Below are 21,174 nucleotides of genomic sequence, written 5' to 3'. Positions count from 1 at the left end.
AAATTCGCAATAATAATACATTTGAACAAATTTTCTAAGGACAGTTTATGGATTTTGAATTCACAGCAGAGCATACAGCTTTTCGTGAGATGGCAGCTGATTTCGCAAATAATAAATTGGCTCCCATGGCTGACAGTTGGGATGAACAGGGTTATTTTCCCATGGAAGTTTTGCGTGAAGCTGCCGCATTAGGGATGGCTGGGATGATGGCGCGCGAGGATATTGGGGGATCGCAATTAACACGTCTGGACTCCGCATTATTGTTCGAACAATTAGCAACAGGGTGTGTCAGTACCAGTGCCTATCTATCTATTCATAACATGGTGACCTCTTTAATTGACCAATATGCTCATTCAGAGTTAAGGATGAAATGGGGGCCCAAATTAACCTCTATGGAATTATTTGGTAGTTATTGTTTGACTGAACCAGAGTCTGGTTCGGATGCTGCTTCTTTAAAAACCCGTGCTGTGAAAGATGGAGACTACTACGTTCTTAATGGCTCTAAAGCATTCATCTCGGGAGGTTCAGTAAGTGATATTTATCTGTGTATGGTGCGGACTGGCGATACGTCGCACCATGGAATAAGTTGCTTATTAATTGAAAAGAATACCCCAGGCTTAAATTTTGGCAAATTAGAGAAAAAAATGGGCTGGCATAGCCAACCTACCAGTATGGTTTATTTTGAGAATTGTCGGGTTCCTGTTGCCAATCGGGTTGGTGATGAGGGTATGGGTTTTAAAATTGCCTTGAATGCATTAAATGGGGGGCGGATTAATATTGCTTCCTGTTCTTTGGGGGGGGCGCTTGCTTGTTTGCGCTTAACCCAAGGCTATATGCACGAGCGGAAACAATTTGGTAAACCACTCACAGAAATGCAGGCTTTACGTTTTTATTTTGCAGACATGTTAACCGATTATGAAGCTGCCCGGTTAATGGTCTATCGGGCAGCTGCTGCTATGGATAAAAAAGATCCTCAAGTTCCTCTATATTGTGCCATGGCAAAACGTTTAGCTACCGATGTTGCGTTTCGAATCTGTGATAAAGCCATGCAAATTCATGGTGGCTATGGATATTTACGGGATTATAAGATTGAACGGATATTCAGGGACTTGAGAGTGCATCAAATTCTTGAAGGAACTAATGAAATCATGAGAGAAATTGTGGCAAAAGCAACTTTGGATGAAGAACATTTCTTATGCTGATTCAAAGAATTGTTTTATTGCATCCGGGTTAGAGTATGTTTTTCAATAGAAGAAGGGAGTAAGTGAATGAATTTGATTGAACAAAATTTGGATAATCATGGAATTTTGACTTTAATTTTAAACAGACCTGAGAAGTTAAATGCCTTGAATTCCGAAGTGCTGGATGCTTTGGAAGAATCATTTCAATATGCAAAAACAAACCCGAAAGTTAAGGCATTAATGATTACTGGAAATGGGAAGGCTTTTTGCGCTGGGGCGGATATTAACCGATTGGCTGAATGTACTGCCCAGACTGGATATGAATTTGCCTGTCGCGGGCAGGAAGTGTTCCGGCTTTTGGAAACATTAGGCAAACCCTCATTGGCTGCAGTGAACGGATTTGCTTTTGGCGGCGGATGCGAACTGGCGATCTCTGCTACTTTAAGAATTGCTTCCACCAAAGCGCAGTTCGGCCAACCTGAAGTCAAGTTGGGGGTTATTCCTGGATATGGCGGCACCCAACGGTTAGCGCGTTTAGTCGGAAAGGGCCGTGCTTTGGATTTGTGCCTGACGGGACGATTTATTAATGCAGAACTTGCATTACAGTGGGGGCTCGTAAGTGAAGTTGTTGAACCAGAAGGATTACTGGAGCAGGGCAAGAGTCTATTGCAGGGAATTCTGGCTATGGCGCCTCTTGCTGTGGCAGGTGTTATGGAAGTTATTGATCATGGTTATGATTTGTCTTTAACCGATGCCTTGCATCTTGAAGCCATTCACTTCGCCAAGGTTTGTGCTTCTGAAGACAAACAAGAGGGAGTTACCGCGTTTTTAAGTAAACGAGATGCTCAGTTCAAAGGAAAATAATCATGACTGATGAAGTACTTTTTAATCAGGAAGGCTCATTGGGCGTTATCACATTAAATAGACCCAAGGCTTTAAATGCGCTTACTTTAAATATGATTCTCAATATGCAAAGACAACTAAGTCTTTGGAAAGAAGATGAATCAATTCATGCGGTGCTCGTGCGTGCAGTTCCAGGAAATGCATTTTGTGCGGGGGGGGATATCCGTTCGCTGTATTTTTCCGGGCAGGTCAATGACTCGGAGCAGATGCAGTTTTTTTGGCATGAGTACCGTTTAAATCACTTTATTCACCATTTGGGTAAACCCTATATTTCTCTCATCGATGGCATAGTTATGGGTGGGGGAGTGGGAATCTCTCTGCATGGCAGCCATCCTATAGCCAGTGAGCGTTTTGTTTTTGCTATGCCGGAAACAGGAATTGGTTTTTTCCCGGATATCGGTGCCAGTCATTTGTTAACACAATGCCCAGGATATTTAGGCATCTATTTAGGGTTGACAGGGAATCGCTTGGGATCTCACGATGCGGTAAAAGCAGGTCTGGTAAAAAAAGTCATTGCCTCAGAACAAATGCCCGCTTTATATGATGCTTTAATCAGCGAGGATTTATCAACAGATGCTTCTGAGCGAGTCAATCACTGTTTGCAGCACTTTTCTTTTGCACCTGCTACTGACGAGATAAGCCAAATTAAGCCGTTGATTGATGTTTGTTTTTCGCATCCATCAATTGAAATGATTCGCGAGTCTCTCCAAAGTGCTAATACCGTGTGGGCTGAGGCAGTCGACAATACTTTGGCGCAAAAATCTCCTCTAAGCCTTAAAGTAACTTTGGCGCAATTACAAAAAGCCAAGGGATTGTCTTTAGCGCAGTGCTTGCAGATGGACTACAACATCGTCAGTCATTTTATGCATGGTCATGATTTTTATGAAGGGGTCAGGGCATTATTGATTGATAAGGATAAAAATCCCCAGTGGCGTCCAACACGGTTGGATTTGGTGTCAGAAGAAATGGTTGATGAGTATTTTGAGCGCTCTCATCCTGGCTTGGAATGGGTATAAACTTGGGCATTTTGTCGGTTGGTGTGAGTCAAGCGAATGTTGACTACACCATCCATTGGTTAAAATATCCAGATAAGGCATAGGTTAGAATTTGTTTCCTTACTATATTCCAATTTTTATCTCAGATTGAATATTTTGTTCTTGTTCATCCTGTTTACAAGTTTGGTTTTGAGAGTTTAATTTCTCATTGACATAGATTCCGGCACGATAGAAACCATTTCCTAAAGCGGCTGCACCAACTGAGTAAAGGGTGGTTTCAGCAATTGCTTTTGCAGGTTTGGAGAAAAATCCAAGAAATTGTTTTGACATCATATTTCATCCTTTTAATAATATTAAAAACTGTAATGTGTGATCTAAAATTGCACATTACAGTTATAATACACTATTTTCGTCCTTAACAAACCATTTTTTTTAAAATAAAAATGGTTTGTTGTGGGGGCAACTTGATTATACTTTTGGGGTTGTACCCGAGTCAGGGGTTTCCGTCTTTGTTTGTTCATTGGTTTCCTGAATCTCTTCAATTCGAGGAGTTTCAGTTTTAGCAGCAAACATACTGTGTCTGGATTTGCCTACAGAGGGTTGGCAACTTTCTGGAACTACTTTCTTTAATGGTTCAGAACCCAAAGCTTCACCCACTCCCGCAACCAGAGCAAATATGACTCCGGTTAAGCCCATTCGCAAAGGAACTTGCTTCAGAGACATTTCACCAAAACTCTTTAATGCAGCTCCAGGACTACCTATAAACTGAAAAAATAATTCTTGGGTTAACTTAAGGGAGCTTGCACTTTTCAAACGTCCATCAGGCGTAATTGTTGAGTGCACCAAGGTATAATCTTTAAACGCCGTTAACGGATATGCAATGACAGCAGCAGCCATACCGCTTAACATTCCGGAAACGAAATGAATGTTATGATCTGATTTGGGTAGAGCATTTGCTATTCTTTCTTCAAGAATACACAAGGCACCGAAGTTTACCATTCCTGAGCCAAATCTTGGAACAAATCCTCCCATCATCAAATTCAACGCATTGTTAGGGGTCTTCCACGTAAAATTAGGAGGCAGCATGCCAGGTACTTTTTTCAGCGTAGAAAGTGATTCAGGAATTTGGGTTACCAGAATATCACCTAATGCCATGGCCATCACATAACCCATACCAGGCATAGCATATTTTAAACCTTCTTCTTTACCTGCCTCTTCTTTCATTATTGCTTCTTCGACAGGTTTGCTTCCACCTTTAGCGCCAGTAACATAACCTGTTCTTATTACCGAACCAGAAAGAGAAGCTGAGGTTCCTGCATACATTGCTCTAACAAAACCCATTATCCCACCTTGATAGACAGGGAGAGCGGTGCCGTTCTTTGTCATGTTCACCAACATCGTTTTTATCGGACTTTGGATGGCGACAATACTAAAACTTGTAGCTAGGGCAACAGTGGTAAAATTAGCTCCATTCCAAATGTATTGATACACTTTATCTGGAGACGGTACCCAATCAGGTAAGGAATTGCCATTTTTACCTGGGGGTGTTGGGGGAACCGATGGTGTTGGAGTAACAGATGGCGTTGGCGTAGCAGATGGTGCTGTAGGTGTCGAAGATATCCTTTTCTGCTTTGCAATCTCCATTGGTGTAGATAGCCAAGAGAACATTTTACCTTGGCTTACTTGCTCCCACATACTTTTAAATATCGGAGAAAAAACAGGAGCACTCCAAACTGGTGTAGCTTCATCTTTCATCCTGTGCTTAAAAGTTGTCATTACTGGAGTTGTCCAGGGAAGCACTTTGCCCTGGCTTACTTGTTCCCACATGCCTTTGAATAATGATGTAATTACAGGATTATCCCAAACCGGTAAAGGTTGAGCTCCATTTTTAACCCTATGTTTTACAAGATCCATCGGCGATATTACTGGAAGATTGTGAACCCCCTGAAAAAACCATGTTTGGGATGTTGCTAATGGTGGATTTGCAGGTGCTTGCCCAATATTTGTTGACTGAGTTTCTCTTTTGCTCTGCATAGTTATATCTTGTATTAGTTGTTAAACTTGAGTTCTTATTATACGGATCAAAAATTAACTCAACCTTAACAAATATGGCTAAATCGAACAAAATTAGATCTCAGGGGGTATTTTGTGGGCAAGCAGCTGTTCAAGAAATAAAACAGCCTCCAGCGTTCACCCGAATTTGACATGACATACTAGGAATAATATTTTATTTATAAGGAGTTATAATAAAATTTATCTGACAGGAAACGAACAAATCTGGAGGTTGGTTTTTGATTCAGTTTCAAAAATAAAATGTAGTTTGCAAAATTATTTCAGCCAATCAGTAAGAATATCGATAATTTTTTGTGCTTGTTCTGTACTGGAGATGTTAAACTTTGATTTTTGCCAGTACTGGTTATTACGCTTTTGGTAACGTCGGATCGAAAATTTAACTGGGCCATAATCATTTTCGGCATTATCCCACTCCTGGTATTTAAACATAATTGTGGTCCAGGCGCCCTTGCTTAATACTTTTTTATCCAGTTCTTTAACCGTTTCTGTTCCATTATCATTAAATGCAATGGTGATTTCATCTATGCTTGCAGTCATATCGAATGTTACCTTAAAAAAAAGAAATACATCAAGGAATAATGTATCTCGGCTTTAAAATTTTGAGAGTGTATCTTATTTTTTTAACTTCCCATAGTAGGCAGTTGTAATTCTATTGTTTGAATCAGCTAGGTATTTAAAAAAAGGAATTCAAGAGACTTTTTTTCAAAATGGAAATGTAAACCATTTCAAAGTATTATTGAATGGATTGCAGTTTTCCGTTAACAAAAGTCATGGTTACGGAAGGCTGATACTCTCCAGGTTGATAAATCCAAACCAGGGGTTTTTCTGCCGTTGGGACTACTTCGTTAATAAAAGAATTATTCACTATGGAAGGAGAACCACAAGAATAATATACTTTTTGGACGGGATCGCCGGCTTGAATGTTCGCTCCCTGGCAAATAGACGCAGCATTGCTATCAGAGCCATTTAATTTAATGGAACGTACTTTTTGATTCACGATATCAATTTCAAGTTGTACTCCGCCACTTCCCGTAGGTATATTCCATACCCCATAAAAAGCCGTACTCGTTCCCATATTATTATAAATAAGCTGTTGCACCGGAACTTTTTGCAGTACCGGCTGATTTGATTCTTGTTGGCTAATGGGCTGACCACATGCGGCAATCACTTCGTCTGGCGTCATTCCAATGTTAATGTATCCATGATTTTGTGGACAATAATAGGATTGGGTATCAGCAAACAGACTAAAAGGCAAAACGACCAATACCAAGCTGGTACTACTGAGGAACGTCAATTTCATAATTAAATCCTGATAATCCTCTGCTTAAAAATAAGTATAGCCGCTTTTATAACATTCTCCAGGGTAAGTTGGCACTTATAAATAAAGTAATAACTTTTAATATCATCATGATAATAAAAGGAGAAAAATCAAAACCGGCAATATCGGGAACGATTTTTCTACCAATTTTCAACAAAGGTTCTGTCAACATACGTAAGAAATCTGCCATTGGACCATGCCAGTCTGGCTTGACAAAACTCATAATGACACGAATGAGTATGGCATAAAACAAAATATTGCAAGGCTGTATGATTAAATCAGCAATTACATAAAGAAATATCCCGCCAATCGGTAGCCTTCCGTTTAACCCAAGGTAATTGATGGAGAGAATTTTAAATAATTCCATCAAAATTAAAGTGATGAAGGCAGGGATATCATATTTTTGTCCAGGCTTATAGGGTTGCCTTGTTACTCGTTGGATAGGATTCACCATAGGATTGGTTATTTTATAAATGAGTTGACTCAGGGGATGAAGAGCGCTAAAACGCAGATAGCGTAAGGCGATTCTAAGCCACAAACTTAAAATAACCAGTGAAAAAAATAAAGAAACAACAAACAGTGATACTGCCAAAAGACCTTCCATTTTTTCCCCTAAACTTCATTTGACTTAACTTAATTTTCCGGAATTATATCGCGTAGCTTTATTTTTGTCGCTCACCAAATAATCCCTGACCAATCCGGACTATAGTGGCGCCTGCTTTAATTGCAGTGACAAAATCACTGCTCATTCCCATGGATAAAGTGTCCATATCCAAGCCAAGTTCCTGATTGAGCGAATGCATGAGTTGATTGAGTTCATTAAATAAAGCATATTGGATTTGAGGGTCGTGTTGGGGTGGAGGAATAGTCATTAAGCCCCTTAGCTTGAGATGGGGGAGTTGGCTCACAGCTCTGGCCAGTTCCACAGCATATTCTGGAGAAATTCCTGATTTGGTTTTTTCATCAACCAAATTAATCTGCAAACAGATATTGAGTGGCCCTAGATTAAGGGGACGGAACTCGTTAAGGCATTCGGCGATTTTTAGGCGGCTAATACTGTGAACCCAATGAAATAAAGCGGCAATCCCTTTGGTTTTATTACTTTGAATAGGGCCTATAAAGTGCCAACATATAGGTACACTCTGCAACGCATTTATTTTTTGTTGGGCTTCTTGAAAATAACTTTCTCCAAAATGGGTAACTCCCAGTTGAAACAATTCGTTAATTGCCTCAATGGATTGCTGTTTGCTCACAGCAAGTAATAAAACGCTTCCGTGATCCCTACCGCATTCCACTTCTGCTTGGGTAATTAATTGTTTTATTTGCTTGAGATTTTGATGTAGATTCATAGCCGTATAAGTACTTTTCAAAAACCCAACAATAGCAAAAGAAACAATGTTTGCCGAGTACCACTTAGTAAGCTAATCTAATAACATCATATTTTATAAGTTGGGATATGGCGAACTGTCATTGAGCATTCCCCCTAGGTCCAGGTGATAACCCCGTGCGGAGGTTAATTGCAGGATAAGGAATCCATCTAATCAGGACGAGTGACGTAATGGATATAGCAGAATTGTTGGCGTTTTCGGTAAAAAATAAATCTTCGGACTTACATATCTCTGCAGGATTGCCTCCTATGATTCGGGTTGATGGCGATTTGCGTAAAATCAATCTGCCGGCTCTGGAACACAAGGAAGTAATTAAAATTATTTATGATGTGATGAATGACAGACAAAGGAAAGAATTTGAAGAACACCTGGAAACAGATTTTTCGTTTGAAATAACCAACCTGGCACGTTTTAGGGTAAACGTATTTCATCAATTGCGTGGGGCAGCCGCTGTTTTTCGTACAATTCCTTCCGAAATTTTAAGTATGTCTGATTTGGGGCTACCTTCTATTTTTGAAGAAATGGCCAGTTACCCCAAAGGATTGGTACTTATTACCGGTCCTACGGGGTCTGGAAAAAGTACCACCTTGGCAGCCATGATCGATTACATCAATTCAAATCGCTACGATCATATTCTAACTGTTGAGGATCCCATAGAATTCGTGCATCAAAGCAAAAAATGTCTGTTGAACCAACGCGAGGTTCATCGGGATACCATGAGTTTTAATGCCGCTTTGCGATCGGCCCTCCGTGAAGATCCTGACGTGATTCTGGTGGGCGAGTTGCGCGACCTGGAAACCATACGTCTGGCAATGACGGCAGCTGAAACAGGGCATTTGGTATTTGGCACGTTACATACCAACTCCGCAACCAAAACCATCAACAGGATTATCGATGTGTTTCCCGCTGAGGAAAAATCAATGGTACGCTCAATGTTATCCGAATCCTTGCAAGCTGTAGTCGCACAGACATTATTGAAAAAAAGCGGGGGTGGACGAGTTGCTGCTTTGGAAATTATGATTTGTACCGGTGCGATACGAAACTTGATTCGTGAAGATAAAGTCGCGCAAATGTATTCTTCCATCCAAACAGGCCAAGGCAAAGGGATGCAAACATTGGATCAACACTTAACTGAACTGGTGAAAAAAAACACTATCTCCACGCATACAGCGCGTGAGGTTGCTATTGATAAAACCCTATTTTAAAGAAGGGGGACTCTCCCGTTAAGCGGGAGAGTCCTTCAGGTTAGGCATTTTTCTGTAATTCAATTAATTGGGGTATACCTATTTCAGCAAGGGCAAGCATGCTGTTTAATTCATCGCGATTAAAATGCCTGTCTTCTGCAGTACCCTGAATTTCAATATAATGTCCTTCTTCATTCATCACTACATTCATGTCTGTTTCAGCAAGTACGTCTTCGGCATAATCAAGATCCAGCACTGCTTGGCCACGGTAGAGTCCTACAGAAACTGCGGCAATGAAATTGAAAGCAGGCATTTTACGAATTTTTTCCCGATCTACCATCCAACTTATAGCATCCCTCATAGCCACACAAGCACCAGTAATCGCCGCTGTTCGTGTGCCTCCATCTGCTTGAATGACATCGCAATCGAGAGTTATTGTATTTTCACCCAAAAATTTTAAATCCACACAAGCTCTTAGGGAGCGGCCAATAAGACGTTGTATTTCCATGGTTCTGCCGCCCTGCTTTCCTTTACTTGCCTCGCGCTCAGTACGGCTATGGGTGGCACGGGGAAGCATCCCATATTCAGCAGTAACCCAACCCTGGTTCTTTCCTTTAATAAAACGGGGAACGCCGTCAACTACAGAGGCATTGCATAATACTTTGGTTTGTCCAAATTCAACAAGGACAGAACCTTCAGCATGCTGAGTATAGTTCCTTGTTATTTTTACAGGGCGGAGTTGATTGGCTTCACGGTTACTTGGGCGCATTGGAAAATCCTCGCAAAAATAGGAATTATAACGCTTAACTCCCTGAGTTGCATCCTAAAGTATGAGTAATGTATTAAAGACTGTGATTTAGTTCTTATGGTATTTTAAAATTAAAAAATAGCTTATAGAAAAAATGCCTAAAATTCATGCGGATGAGATTTTAATTTGCAAGAATAATTTTCTTTAAAGTATATTGATTTACATTGAATCATCGTGTTATTTTCGAAATCTATCTATCAAAATGTTTTTCATTATGAACTCTCGTAGTCATGAAATTAGCGTCGCATTCTTTGCAGATTTATCTGCCAGTACGCTTTTTGCCTACGACTTTGTCTCCTCTCAAAATATTATTTCTTCTTCTTTAGTGTTTATTTTCTTACCCTCTTCTCCCTAGGGCGGTCTTTTTCATTATCTGCGCCTCTCTAGGGAAGAGAGGTAAAGTGGATAATGAACTCATTTAAATAAACACTATTGGAGAAAGTTATGACCCAAGCTAAACATGAAGCGGTTATAGAAAATCAGCACTCTGAAGAAAAGAAAAAAAATCTGAGCGTCTACCAAAGTATCTTCTCTGGGAGTGTTACCGGTGCTTTTGAAGTGATGGTTGATCATCCTTTGTGGTCAATAAAAACACGTATGCAAAAAGGAGAGACGTTCACTCTAAACCCACAAGTTTTGTATCGAGGGATATTGCCAAATGCTGCCAGTATGATCCCAATAACTGCAGTGCAGGTAGGATTGAACCGATTTTTTCAAAAATGCTTTTGGGGCAATAATTATGAATTGTCAGACGGGCAAAAAATGGCTAGTGCTTTCGCTGCGGGAGTGGGTTCTGCTCTCATAAGTTGTCCTACTGAAATGATAATGACCCATCAAAAAAAGAGTTTCTTCGCAGCCGGTAGTTACTTGGTCAAGCAAAATGGTTGGTCCTGTCTTTACACAGGAATGCTGGCAACAATGCTCAGAGAAGGTATGTTTTCTACATTTTTCTTGGGTGTTGCTCCTACATTGAAAAATAGAATTAAGGAATATTGTCCCAATGACTATTTTGCATCCTTGCTTGCAGGAATGACTGCAGGGATAGGGGCTACTTTTGCTTCTCAACAATTTGACGTGGTGAAAACAGTACAGCAAGCATCAGTTGCTAAAAACTCTGCCGGTTTTTTCCGAACAGTTCAAAAACATTATGCTGCCTATGGTGCTTGTGGATTCTTTAAGGGCAGCGTACCCCGAGGACTTAGAGTGATGTCTGCAGTAACACTGATGAATTGGATGAATGAGAAAATGGGTGAATTGTTGTCTGAAACCCCACAAACAGAACCGATAACCCCCTCCACATCAAACAGGTAATTTTTTCCCGGGGTATTCATTAACCCGGGATAATAAATACCTCATGGAAAATTATTTAGTTCTTAATTTTTTAAACTCTTTCTTTGAAATATCCATTTGAGACCAGGGATAAAACAAATAATTTATGATCTGTTATTCACTTGGAAGGTTTATCTCTGTCCAATTGCTTTAAATTGGGGTATATTCGCGCAAGGTTTATTCATTTGGTATGTCAGTATGCTTCAGAGTATGACGGCTTTTTCACGAGTGCAAAAACAAATTGATGAAGGTCATTTTTGTTGGGAAATTAAGTCAGTTAATCATCGATACCTCGATGTTTCTTTTCGTTTACCGGAATCATTTCGATTTATCGAACCCCAATTACGCCACGTATTGCGAGATAAGGTAAATCGTGGAAAATTAGAGTGTCAGCTGAAATATCAAGATACAAGTCTTAATAATCAGTCTATGCTTATAAATATAGGCATGGTAAATGCATTGGTAAATTTGGGTGAGAAACTTTCTACCTCACACAATTTACCAAACGATTTAGGGGTTAGTCGTGTTCTTTCTTGGCCCGGGGTGGTCCAGGCCAGTGTCCCTGATGTGGAGTTACTGGGGGAGCATGCGCTTTCTTTATATATAGATGCGATTGAGCAATTAAAGCAGATGCGCACGACTGAGGGCGCTGCTTTAAAAGCGCATGTAGAGGCACGGTTAGTTGAATTGGGTCGAGAAATTACCCATGCGCAATCCCTAGTGTTAAAGCAACCAGAGCAAGTTAAAGACAAACTCTTGACCCGCTTGAACTCAGTGAAAATTGAAGTACAGGATTATCGGGTGGAGCAGGAAATAGCTTTAATTCTGACTCGTATTGATGTAAGCGAGGAGCTGGATAGATTAAAAACTCATCTTGATGAAGTGAGCCGGACATTGAATTCCGATAAAATTGCTGGAAGACGTCTTGATTTTTTGATGCAAGAATTAAATAGGGAGGCGAACACGCTAAGTTCAAAGTCTGACTCTGTGGAATTGACTCAGAGTGCAGTACAAATGAAAGTTTTAATTGAGCAAATGCGTGAGCAAATTCAAAACATTGAGTGAGTATTATTGTGGGCGATTATAAGGGTAATTTATTTATTGTTGCAGCACCTTCTGGGGGAGGCAAAACAAGTTTGGTAAAGAGGTTGGTGGAAACTCTTGAGGATATTGAGGTTTCCATTTCGCATACGACGCGAGCGAAGCGGCCAGGGGAACAACACGGAGTAGACTACTTTTTTATTGATGAAAATGAATTCATCCATATGGTGGATGATTGTGCTTTCCTGGAGCACGCCCGGGTCTTCAATCATTTGTATGGTACATCGATGAAGCAAATTACCGAGCGTTTACAAAAAGGTATTGATGTGGTGCTTGATATAGATTGGCAAGGAGCTGAGCAGATTAGGCGTTCTTTCCCTGACGCGGTAAGTATTTTCATCATTCCACCGTCTTTGGATGTATTAAAAGAGCGCTTGTTGAATCGTCGACAAGATAAAGATGAAGTGATTAGTGATAGGATGAAAAAGGCGCAAGATGAACTGAGCCACTATCCTGAATTTGATTATTTAATCGTTAATGATAATTTTGAAAAAGCGGCTATGGAATTAGGTGCGATTGTTATTGCCAACCGTTTACGTGTTGAACGGCAGATAAATAAACAATCAAAACTGCTTTCTTTCCTGCTGTCATCGCAGTAAAATGCGAAGTTTTGCTACTGGAGAATGAATTATGGCGCGAGTTACAGTTGAAGATTGTTTAAAAAATGTTGCAAATCGATTTGAACTGGTGATGGTGGCTACTAAACGTGCGCGCCAAATTGCAGTTCGAGGCGATCAACCTATGGTTGAATGGGAAAATGATAAGCCTACCGTTGTGGCTTTGCGTGAAATAGCAGAAGGTTTGATTACCCCGGAAATTTTAGATAAAGAATAATTTATCCAGATAAATTTTCATGAGACTTGGGTGGAGTGAGTTGGACATCCATGAAGTTTTTAGGTGATTAAAACTTTCAGGTGTGCATTTCACTACACTTAAGTTAAGAATCATGACGGATCGTGATTTATTTGGGACATCGTAAATGATGTGGATTTGGGGTAAAGGGGTACGGTCATGTTAGATACTAGGGAGTACTGCGTGAGCTACTTTAAGGAGCTCGATGAAGAGCTGAAATGCTATCTTGAGCAGTCACAAATAGAAAAATGCTACCAAGCCTATTTGGTCGCTGAAAAAGCCCATCATGGCCAGATGCGTCGTTCTGGCGAGCCTTATATTACCCATCCAGTTGCTGCAGCCCTGATTCTTGCGCGCATGCGCTTGGATTATCAAACCATTATGGCTACTTTGCTCCATGATGTAGTTGAAGATACCTCTGTAAGCAAAGAAGATCTGACACGCCAGTTCGGTGAGGAAATTACCTCTCTTGTTGATGGTGTTACCAAACTGACCAAAATAAAATTTGAATCAAAAGCTGAAGCCCAGGCGGAAAATTTCCGCAAAATGGTTTTAGCTATGGTCAAAGATATTCGGGTAATTATTGTAAAATTAGCCGATCGTTTGCATAACATGAAGACTCTGGGTTCGATGCCGTATGCAAAACGCCGACGAATTGCTATAGAAACTCTGGAAATTTATGCACCCATTGCAAACCGTTTGGGAATGCACTCAATTTATGTCGGCCTTGAGGATCTGGGATTTCAGGCTTTATATCCTATGCGTTACCGGGCAATAAAATCAGCAGTGGAAAAATCGCGCGGTAATCGACGCGAATTGACCCAAACTATCGAACGCGACTTGCAATTGGCTTTAGCGCAATTGAATATCCCTTATGAACAAGTATTCGGAAGACAAAAGCACTTATACAGTATTTATAAGAAAATGCGTCAGAAAAAAGCTTCCTTTACCGAAATTACTGATGTTTTTGCATTTCGGGTAATTACCGAAGATATTGATTCCTGTTATCGCATATTAGGCGCTTTACATTGCACCTACAAACCGGTTCCGCAACGTTTTAAAGATTACATCGGTATCCCTAAAGCAAATGGATATCAATCTTTGCATACTACCTTATTTGGACCTTTTGGGGTTCCTCTTGAAGTGCAAATCCGCACTCGCGATATGGATAAGGTTGCTGACAATGGGGTAGCTGCCCATTGGATTTACAAGTCATCCGGGCTTGAAGTAAACGAAGCGCAACTGCGTGCCCGAGAATGGGTACAAAGTTTATTGGAAATGCAACGCAGCACAGGTAATTCATTAGAGTTTATAGAAAACGTCAAAATTGATTTATTCCCTGATGAGGTATATGTTTTTACCCCCAAAGGCCATATTATGGAATTACCTAAAGGGGCGACACCAGTTGATTTTGCCTATTCGGTGCACTCCGGGGTAGGAAATAGTTGTGTGGCAGCCAAGGTTAACAGAAAATTAGTGCCGCTTAGCATTCCCTTATCCAACGGCCAAACAGTTGAGATTATTACAGCTGCGGGCGCGCATCCTAACCCGGCCTGGTTAAATTTTGTAGTGACCGGCAAGGCCCGTTCCAATATACGCCATTTCCTGAAAAGCCAACAAAATACTGAATCAATCAGTTTGGGAAAACGGCTTCTTGAGCAGTCCCTAACTGAATTATCAAGCGACTATGCTAAAATACCACCAGAATCTATTCAGGCACTATTGAGTGATTTGCATTATAAAACACTGGATGATTTGCTTTTTGCCATTGGTATAGGCAATCAGATGGCCATGGTCATTGCCAAAAGATTGGTAGTCACCCAGGATTCCAATGAATTGGATAAAGGAATTAAAACCCATCCGCTCGCTATTAAAGGAACGGAAGGAATGGTGGTTCATTTCGGTGAATGTTGTCAGCCCATACCGGGTGATAATATTGTTGGAAAATTCCAACAAGGTAGGGGCATCATTGTTCATAGCAGTGATTGCGCCACTTTAAAAACTTCGCGAACCAATCCTGAGCAATTTATTGCTTTACGCTGGGATGAAAAAGTGGAAGGAGAATACTGGGTTGATATCACTGTGGATGTTGTGAATGAGCGGGGGGTATTGGCAGCGCTTGCCACTGCAATTGCGGAGTCAGGCTCCAACATCGGTAATATCAATGTAGATCCCCGGGACGGCCGTCACAATGCGGTCACTTTTTCAATCAGCGTAGTTGATAGAACGCATTTAGCTCGGGTTATGCGCAGGTTAAGGGCAAACAAAGTTGTGATGCGTCTTTATAGAAAAAAACAAGGGGATAATTGATGCAACCTGTTAATACAAAATTGGCTCCAGAGGCTATTGGAACCTATTCACAAGCCATTAAATGTGGTGAGACTGTTTATCTTTCCGGACAAATACCACTTGATCCTGTAACGATGCAACTCTGTAGTGAAGATATCAAGTTGCAAATTACCCAGGTCTTGGAAAATTTATCGGCTGTTTGTGAAGCCGCGGGTGGCAGTTTGGCGCATATCGTGAAATTAAATGTTTATCTTACCGATTTACGCCATTTTCCTTTAATAAATGAAGCAATGAGTCGTTATTTTGCAGCCCCTTACCCGGCAAGGGCAGCAATAGGTGTTTCCGCTTTGCCTCGTGGTGCACAGGTCGAAATGGATGGTATAATGGTTTTATCTGCAAAATAATTCATTTAAATGTGGTCTGCCCATTGGAGCTGAGTTAGGCCGGGGAGATTCTCCGCTGAAATCCGGATTGACTGACCTTCCCCAGACCACTACTTACAAGACATAGTTAGAGTTCATTTATGAGTATTATTTCCCTTCACGGAGTGTCCCTCAATATCGCGGGAAATCAATTATTGGATGAGGCCGATTGGCAGATCCAACCAAACGATCGTATTGCATTAGTCGGACGAAATGGTGCAGGAAAATCTACCCTCCTTAAACTGTTGCAAGGTGAATTGACTCCAGACAGCGGCCAGATGAATCAGCTATCTGGATTGCGTGTTGCAGGTTTGACTCAGGAAGTCCCAATTACCGGTGAAGAATCAGTCTATCATTTCCTGGTGAAAGGTCTTGGGGAAACAGGTGAGGTTTTATCTCGTTTTAATGAACTTTCCCAATCGAGAGATATGGATAAATTAGCCTTATGCCAGCAGCAAATGGATAACTTGCATGCATGGGACAAACTTCCACAAGTTGAAACCATGGCCAGTCGTTTAGGTATCACAACTGGCGAGCGCATGAAAAATTTGTCGGGTGGGATGAAGCGGCGGGTATTATTGGGTGCTGCATTAATTGCAACTCCCGATCTGTTACTTTTGGATGAACCGACAAACCATTTGGATATTGAAGCAATCGAATGGCTGGAGTCTTACCTGAAAAATTTCAAAGGTGCGGTGCTCTTGGTAACTCATGATAGAGAATTTTTGAGCCAGGTTGCCAATCGAATTGTAGAAATTGACAGAGGTAAACTTCATCAGCATGATTGTGATTATGAAACTTATTTGGACAGAAGAGAATCTATTCGTTTAAGTGAACAAAAACAAAATGATTTATTCGATAAAAAATTAGCTGAGGAAGAAGCCTGGATTCGTACAGGAATTAAAGCCCGCCGAACGCGTAATGAAGGTAGGGTACGTGCATTAAAGGCATTGCGGGAAGAATACAAAGCCCGGCGTAATCAATTAGGCAAAGTCAAAACATTTAATCTCGATGTGAGTCGGTCCGGTTCAGTAGTGATTGAAGCAAATCAGGTGGATTTTACTCTGGGAAATAAAACCATCTTACGTGATTTTTCCTTATTACTCACTCGAGGCGATAAACTCGGGATAATTGGTCCTAATGGCTGCGGAAAAACGACTTTAGTGCGTTTATTACTTGGGGAGCTAAAACCCGATGCCGGACAGATAAAACTCGGTACTTCTTTAAGTGTGGCCTATTTTGACCAATTGCGTCGCCAATTACGTGAAGATCAAACAGTAATGTTTAATGTGGGTGATGGGGCGGATTATGTAACGATTAATGGAAAACAAAAACATGTTGCCAGTTACTTGCGTGAGTTTTTATTTTCCCCAGAACGGTTTAATCAGCCAGTTTCGGTGCTCTCTGGTGGAGAAAGGAACCGGTTATTGCTCGCTAAATTATTTGCCAAACCTGTAAATCTGTTGGTGATGGACGAGCCAACAAATGATTTGGATATTGAAACTTTAGAACTTCTTGAGGGCATGTTAGTAGACTATCCAGGAACGTTAATCTTAATCAGCCATGACCGTGCATTTATCAACGAGGTTGTAACCAGTGTTTTAGTTTATGAAGAAGCAGGGCAGTTCAATGAATTTGTCGGTGGTTATGATGAATATAAAATGCATAAAAAGCAGCAACAGCGAGAACAGGTGATAAAAACACCTATAGTGAAACGCAATGTTGCCACAAATAAACTAAGCTTTAATGAACAGCGTGAACTTGCTCAATTACCCCAGAAAATTGAGCAGTTGGAAGAAAAAATTGCTGAATTACATTTACAAATGGCTGATCCTAGATTTTATCAGCAGGATGCTCAAGTCATCGCCAAGATAAATCAGGATTTGGCCGAAGATGAAGCTTTGTTATCCCAGTTTTATACCCGATGGGAAATACTGGAAGATGTTGAAAATAGGAACAAATAAATGTTATTAACGCTTGCTTTGCTTGTTCTTTTGAGTTCGATTTTAGTCTTTTTTTCAGAGGAATTCGGCAAAGCCATTAAGAAACTCTTTGCCATAAAAGGAGCCAAGTTAATTATTCCTCTGTTTGCGGCTTCCTGGCTAATTTATTCCTATAATTTTTGGGTCCTATGGGGAATTTTTTATTTGCGCGAAATACTGCATAATGTGCTGAATTTTTTAGTGCAAATTTTGCCTTTCCAAAAAGGGGCGGTTCCTTTGGTACTCATATTCATGTTGACATTTATTTCGGTAGTTCCCGTAGTGATCCTTGATATGCTGTCACGAAGAAGAAATTTTAAAGGATATCAATATCCTTACCTCACAAGTGGGATAATTTGGATCTTATCTGTAGCCTTGTTGATCATTGTATGATCTTTTGTAAAGAAATGTAATTTTTTTGTAAAGAAATCTTTTTTGTTCTTAATAAAACCTTAAGTTTTCTTTCTTATACTTCCCTCGAGTTTGGAATTAATAAAAATAAAGGAGTCTAAAGTGGCATTTAATAAACATACACATCATGAAAAATTTTCTGGTGGTTCCAATTACCATTCTCACCAGTCCCTACCACCCTTTAATCCTCACGCTCAGGTATACACACCTTATTCACCCCACGTCCAGGTGAGCTCAAGGTCTCCCGGCATTGATTATGTTCCGCTAAGAACTGTTCATACCCCTTCTCGTCGATTTTACTCCACCCCAAGTTCCGGAAGTTCAGGAATATATCTTTTAGTAGGCATGATACTTGTACCCGTTATCCTGGTTGCATTATTTCTCAAACTCACCCTTGGGGGAATGGGATATACTGCTGCATCTATGGCTGCTACTGGAGCTTCCGCAGCGAGCGCTTCGGGTGCTATGGCATTAGGGGCTGCAACTTTTGGTATTGGTGCCCTTGCCCTCTATGGTGCTTTGGGTTTTGCTTATTTATATTCCAGTGCCAAAGAATGCTATCGCAGTGATAAAAATGTATTCGCTATGATTAAATCCCGTGTCGTTAATGAAGAGGGTTTCACGGCAAAAGGTGTCCTGAAATCTATAGGCGCAGTGCTGTGGTCACCATTTTTATTGCTTGGTGGTCTAGCTGGCATGGGAGTGAAGGCTGTTGAGAATGCGCGTTCTGCAAAATCTCCGGTTCAAAAAACTGTTGATACACCTAGTGAATTAACTGCATTTCCTTATACAAAATTAACCGAGGAGCCTAAAAAGGAAAATTCTAAGCCGCTCGGACAAGAACCAATACATTATCCATCGGTCCTCGCTACTGAACAAGAGGAATTAGGAAATCTTTTAGAGTCCCAAACCTTAACATCATCGTCTATCTATCCTAAAATAGGATTCGGTAATTAAGGAATAACAGCTTTATCAAGCAGTATCCCGGGAGGTATCTCGGGCTACTGCTTCTCCAACAAAGCAAACGCTTTTTTCTCCATATAGCCTATAATTTAATCAATATGTCTTATTGGAGTGTACAAGTGGTCTCCCGTAATTCGGTAATCCCGGCAATCAATACTCTCCCTCCAATAGAGCAAGAATTAACTCCTACTGAGCAAAAGTTCATCTTGGAACATTTGGAAACATGGTTTGCAGATTTGGAAAGGAGCACCCAACCTGAAACTGCGGAAGCCAATCCTTATTTAGCAACTCAGTTTTTATCCCGCTTTGGATTAAAAAATGCTTTGGATGTATTTAAATTCCTGAAAACAGCAGGGGGTGATGTGACGTTGACCATGATAGTTCGGGAAATTATAAAAGAGGAGTTACGGATTCAATCTATTTCAGAGCAAAATACTGCAGAAATGTTAAGACAACAACGTTTGCTTTTCATGCTTATGGGAATAATTGCTCAGCGAAAAGAACTGGCTAAAAATGTGGATCAGTTGATTCGATTTGAAAATGACAAGCATCTGAAAAGTATGCATATGGAGCAGAAAACGGAAACACTTTCTGAACGTCCGCCTGTTACACTAATTGATGAGATGATTGATCATTACATCGAGACCATGAAAGTTCTGGATGAGGAATTGGATGAAATAGAAGATCAACTAGACCACATTGAAGAGGAATTGAACGAGATAGAAGAAGAGGAGAGGCGGGTTGAGGAACTTCATAGTCATATCGAAATACTGGATACCTTTTTGCAATTACCTATTTTACAGCATCCTCAAGAAAACCCCGCTGCTTTTGTCCAACGAAGAATCACTTCTCTGATGCGGGAGCTGGAAAGATACAAAGAACAGGAAGCACAATTCAAAAATAAAACGACTGGAGATATCCGCACTCAGGAAATGGAAAAGAATCGTCTTGGCAGACACATAAGAACAATTGAACATGAACTTAATTTTCATAAAGTGCACTTGAATCCAACTGTAACCAATTTTGAAGATTTGTTTCATTTGGCATTACAACAGACACGGGGAAAAATACAAGAACTCCAATCGCAACAATCAGTTTCTGGGCAAGTGCATGTTGAGCTTGAGGGGTTACAGTTGCGGGAACGCGGGTTGCTTTCTGCATTAAAAGTGATGAGAAATAAGAAAATACTTCTTAATGATCAATTAGAACAAGTTTTTGATTTTTCGCAAGCACGCTTTTCCATCAAACCCGAAGATGCACGGCGCCTTGTGCAAAGAAAAGATGGTTCCTATGCTTTACTTCCCAAAGATGCGGATCCTGAAAATTTGATTTATCAGGATTGGGTGCAAGCTCAAATTGCCTTTGAACAGGCTAAAGCAAAAATTCAAACCCCCCGGTTTAATTTTATGGAAAAAATCCAAGAAAACTTACAAAGGCAAAGAGAGCGCAAAGAACATCATTTAAGTTTAAGAGAGGTTTTACAAGCCCAAAGAATGGAGATGCAAAACGCAAGAAAGGAAATGGGGGAAGCATTAAAAGGAGCTCAAGCCCAAAGGGCTTTATTATTAAAGAGGGATAACTTATCTCCAAACCCCAATCCATCGCCTGACTTTCATGAAAGCTATTCACAAATGAGGGAAAAGTTTGAATTCCTGGCTTTAAAAAAACCGCAAAAAAAGGATTTGGATGAAGTCCGCAATCTTGTTAAAAACTCATCAATTTCTCCTGAAGTCAAAGGAAAGCTGGATCAATTAATCGAGCAAGCTGATAATGCCCCCGGAAAGAATTATGGGGCCACAGAAAGACTTCGGTTTTTACGCAGTGCCCGACAGTTGCTCAAAGATGTATCACCTGCCTTGGATATGGATTCTACCTTGCGAAAAAAAGATTAATTGTGATTATCCAATATTTCCCTTTTAAAAATAATTTGTCGTCCCTTAGCATCCAATAATGATGATGAATGATTGTATTCAGT

The 21,174-nt window shown here is 40.5% G+C and carries 21 protein-coding genes; 14 read left to right on the top strand and 7 right to left on the bottom strand.

Annotated features, from left to right (window positions below; genetic code table 11):
• Positions 1-47 precede the first annotated feature (47 nt).
• The 3 genes from KYQ_RS07670 to KYQ_RS07660 all read left to right on the top strand — a co-directional run bounded on the left by KYQ_RS07670 (position 48) and on the right by KYQ_RS07660 (position 3,100).
• Entirely contained in the window at positions 48-1,202 is a 1,155-nt protein-coding gene (locus tag KYQ_RS07670; RefSeq protein ID WP_010653156.1) for an acyl-CoA dehydrogenase family protein, read from the top strand.
• A 66-nt stretch (positions 1,203-1,268) separates the two neighbouring features.
• Entirely contained in the window at positions 1,269-2,045 is a 777-nt protein-coding gene (locus KYQ_RS07665) for an enoyl-CoA hydratase/isomerase family protein (RefSeq protein WP_010653157.1), read from the top strand.
• 2 nt (positions 2,046-2,047) lie between these two features.
• Complete coding sequence (locus KYQ_RS07660; protein ID WP_010653158.1) at positions 2,048-3,100, top strand: enoyl-CoA hydratase/isomerase family protein; 1,053 nt, start codon at positions 2,048-2,050, stop codon at positions 3,098-3,100.
• Positions 3,101-3,202: 102 nt separating this feature from the next.
• Here KYQ_RS07660 and KYQ_RS07655 read toward each other — a convergent pair whose 3' ends face one another.
• From KYQ_RS07655 to KYQ_RS07630, 6 genes are all read right to left on the bottom strand, one after another.
• A complete protein-coding gene (locus tag KYQ_RS07655) occupies positions 3,203-3,412 on the bottom strand; it encodes a hypothetical protein (RefSeq protein WP_019349820.1) in 210 nt (69 codons plus the stop codon).
• Between the two features lie 135 nt (positions 3,413-3,547).
• Positions 3,548-5,113, bottom strand: a complete 1,566-nt coding sequence (locus KYQ_RS07650; protein WP_010653160.1) for a hypothetical protein — start codon at positions 5,111-5,113, stop codon at positions 3,548-3,550.
• A gap of 294 nt (positions 5,114-5,407) precedes the next feature.
• Positions 5,408-5,689 (bottom strand): hypothetical protein, encoded by a 282-nt coding sequence (locus KYQ_RS07645; RefSeq protein ID WP_010653161.1) that lies wholly within the window; start codon positions 5,687-5,689, stop codon positions 5,408-5,410.
• Positions 5,690-5,885: 196 nt separating this feature from the next.
• A complete protein-coding gene (locus tag KYQ_RS07640) occupies positions 5,886-6,452 on the bottom strand; it encodes a DUF2845 domain-containing protein (protein WP_019349819.1) in 567 nt (188 codons plus the stop codon).
• A gap of 46 nt (positions 6,453-6,498) precedes the next feature.
• Positions 6,499-7,074 (bottom strand): YggT family protein, encoded by a 576-nt coding sequence (locus KYQ_RS07635; protein ID WP_010653163.1) that lies wholly within the window; start codon positions 7,072-7,074, stop codon positions 6,499-6,501.
• Positions 7,075-7,132: 58 nt separating this feature from the next.
• Positions 7,133-7,819 carry a YggS family pyridoxal phosphate-dependent enzyme gene (locus KYQ_RS07630; RefSeq protein WP_010653164.1) on the bottom strand — a complete coding sequence of 229 codons (687 nt, stop codon included), beginning with the start codon at positions 7,817-7,819 and terminating at the stop codon, positions 7,133-7,135.
• A gap of 209 nt (positions 7,820-8,028) precedes the next feature.
• On the opposite strand from KYQ_RS07630, the gene KYQ_RS07625 reads away from it, so the two are divergent.
• A complete protein-coding gene (locus KYQ_RS07625) occupies positions 8,029-9,063 on the top strand; it encodes a type IV pilus twitching motility protein PilT (RefSeq protein ID WP_010653165.1) in 1,035 nt (344 codons plus the stop codon).
• 40 nt (positions 9,064-9,103) lie between these two features.
• On the opposite strand, the gene rph is transcribed toward KYQ_RS07625, so the two are convergent.
• Entirely contained in the window at positions 9,104-9,811 is a 708-nt protein-coding gene (rph, locus tag KYQ_RS07620) for a ribonuclease PH (protein WP_010653166.1), read from the bottom strand.
• A 483-nt stretch (positions 9,812-10,294) separates the two neighbouring features.
• On the opposite strand from rph, the gene KYQ_RS07615 reads away from it, so the two are divergent.
• From KYQ_RS07615 to KYQ_RS07570, 10 genes are all read left to right on the top strand, one after another.
• A complete protein-coding gene (locus tag KYQ_RS07615; protein ID WP_010653167.1) occupies positions 10,295-11,161 on the top strand; it encodes an MC/SLC25 family protein in 867 nt (288 codons plus the stop codon).
• 216 nt (positions 11,162-11,377) lie between these two features.
• Positions 11,378-12,244 carry a YicC/YloC family endoribonuclease gene (locus KYQ_RS07610; RefSeq protein ID WP_010653168.1) on the top strand — a complete coding sequence of 289 codons (867 nt, stop codon included), beginning with the start codon at positions 11,378-11,380 and terminating at the stop codon, positions 12,242-12,244.
• Positions 12,245-12,249: 5 nt separating this feature from the next.
• Positions 12,250-12,879: a guanylate kinase gene (gmk, locus tag KYQ_RS07605; protein ID WP_029489012.1), complete on the top strand. Its 630-nt coding sequence runs from the start codon at positions 12,250-12,252 to the stop codon at positions 12,877-12,879.
• A gap of 31 nt (positions 12,880-12,910) precedes the next feature.
• A complete protein-coding gene (rpoZ, locus tag KYQ_RS07600; RefSeq protein WP_010653170.1) occupies positions 12,911-13,114 on the top strand; it encodes a DNA-directed RNA polymerase subunit omega in 204 nt (67 codons plus the stop codon).
• Between the two features lie 201 nt (positions 13,115-13,315).
• Positions 13,316-15,442 (top strand): bifunctional GTP diphosphokinase/guanosine-3',5'-bis pyrophosphate 3'-pyrophosphohydrolase, encoded by a 2,127-nt coding sequence (gene spoT, locus KYQ_RS07595; RefSeq protein WP_010653171.1) that lies wholly within the window; start codon positions 13,316-13,318, stop codon positions 15,440-15,442.
• Positions 15,442-15,825 (top strand): RidA family protein, encoded by a 384-nt coding sequence (locus KYQ_RS07590; protein ID WP_010653172.1) that lies wholly within the window; start codon positions 15,442-15,444, stop codon positions 15,823-15,825. The genes spoT and KYQ_RS07590 overlap by 1 nt, the downstream gene beginning before the upstream one ends.
• A 119-nt stretch (positions 15,826-15,944) precedes the next feature.
• Complete coding sequence (locus KYQ_RS07585) at positions 15,945-17,807, top strand: ATP-binding cassette domain-containing protein (protein WP_010653173.1); 1,863 nt, start codon at positions 15,945-15,947, stop codon at positions 17,805-17,807.
• Entirely contained in the window at positions 17,808-18,218 is a 411-nt protein-coding gene (locus KYQ_RS07580; protein ID WP_010653174.1) for a hypothetical protein, read from the top strand.
• Positions 18,219-18,338: 120 nt separating this feature from the next.
• Positions 18,339-19,193: a hypothetical protein gene (locus KYQ_RS07575; RefSeq protein WP_010653175.1), complete on the top strand. Its 855-nt coding sequence runs from the start codon at positions 18,339-18,341 to the stop codon at positions 19,191-19,193.
• A gap of 125 nt (positions 19,194-19,318) precedes the next feature.
• Positions 19,319-21,091, top strand: a complete 1,773-nt coding sequence (locus KYQ_RS07570) for a hypothetical protein (protein ID WP_010653176.1) — start codon at positions 19,319-19,321, stop codon at positions 21,089-21,091.
• The last annotated feature ends 83 nt before the right edge of the window (positions 21,092-21,174 follow it).

The sequence above is a fragment of the Fluoribacter dumoffii NY 23 genome (genome assembly GCF_000236165.1).
Taxonomy (GTDB): Bacteria; Pseudomonadota; Gammaproteobacteria; order Legionellales; family Legionellaceae; genus Legionella; species Legionella dumoffii.
The sequence above is the reverse complement of the archived record's forward strand: the minus strand, read 5'-3'. Positions and strand labels throughout refer to the sequence as shown.

Coding starts and splice junctions, on each gene's coding strand:
- KYQ_RS07670 (WP_010653156.1), top strand. CDS start 48: ATGGATTTTGAATTCACAGCAGAGCATACAGCTTTTCGTGAGATGGCA.
- KYQ_RS07665 (WP_010653157.1), top strand. CDS start 1,269: ATGAATTTGATTGAACAAAATTTGGATAATCATGGAATTTTGACTTTA.
- KYQ_RS07660 (WP_010653158.1), top strand. CDS start 2,048: ATGACTGATGAAGTACTTTTTAATCAGGAAGGCTCATTGGGCGTTATC.
- KYQ_RS07655 (WP_019349820.1), bottom strand. CDS start 3,412: ATGATGTCAAAACAATTTCTTGGATTTTTCTCCAAACCTGCAAAAGCA.
- KYQ_RS07650 (WP_010653160.1), bottom strand. CDS start 5,113: ATGCAGAGCAAAAGAGAAACTCAGTCAACAAATATTGGGCAAGCACCT.
- KYQ_RS07645 (WP_010653161.1), bottom strand. CDS start 5,689: ATGACTGCAAGCATAGATGAAATCACCATTGCATTTAATGATAATGGA.
- KYQ_RS07640 (WP_019349819.1), bottom strand. CDS start 6,452: ATGAAATTGACGTTCCTCAGTAGTACCAGCTTGGTATTGGTCGTTTTG.
- KYQ_RS07635 (WP_010653163.1), bottom strand. CDS start 7,074: ATGGAAGGTCTTTTGGCAGTATCACTGTTTGTTGTTTCTTTATTTTTT.
- KYQ_RS07630 (WP_010653164.1), bottom strand. CDS start 7,819: ATGAATCTACATCAAAATCTCAAGCAAATAAAACAATTAATTACCCAA.
- KYQ_RS07625 (WP_010653165.1), top strand. CDS start 8,029: ATGGATATAGCAGAATTGTTGGCGTTTTCGGTAAAAAATAAATCTTCG.
- rph (WP_010653166.1), bottom strand. CDS start 9,811: ATGCGCCCAAGTAACCGTGAAGCCAATCAACTCCGCCCTGTAAAAATA.
- KYQ_RS07615 (WP_010653167.1), top strand. CDS start 10,295: ATGACCCAAGCTAAACATGAAGCGGTTATAGAAAATCAGCACTCTGAA.
- KYQ_RS07610 (WP_010653168.1), top strand. CDS start 11,378: ATGCTTCAGAGTATGACGGCTTTTTCACGAGTGCAAAAACAAATTGAT.
- rpoZ (WP_010653170.1), top strand. CDS start 12,911: ATGGCGCGAGTTACAGTTGAAGATTGTTTAAAAAATGTTGCAAATCGA.
- KYQ_RS07590 (WP_010653172.1), top strand. CDS start 15,442: ATGCAACCTGTTAATACAAAATTGGCTCCAGAGGCTATTGGAACCTAT.
- KYQ_RS07585 (WP_010653173.1), top strand. CDS start 15,945: ATGAGTATTATTTCCCTTCACGGAGTGTCCCTCAATATCGCGGGAAAT.
- KYQ_RS07580 (WP_010653174.1), top strand. CDS start 17,808: ATGTTATTAACGCTTGCTTTGCTTGTTCTTTTGAGTTCGATTTTAGTC.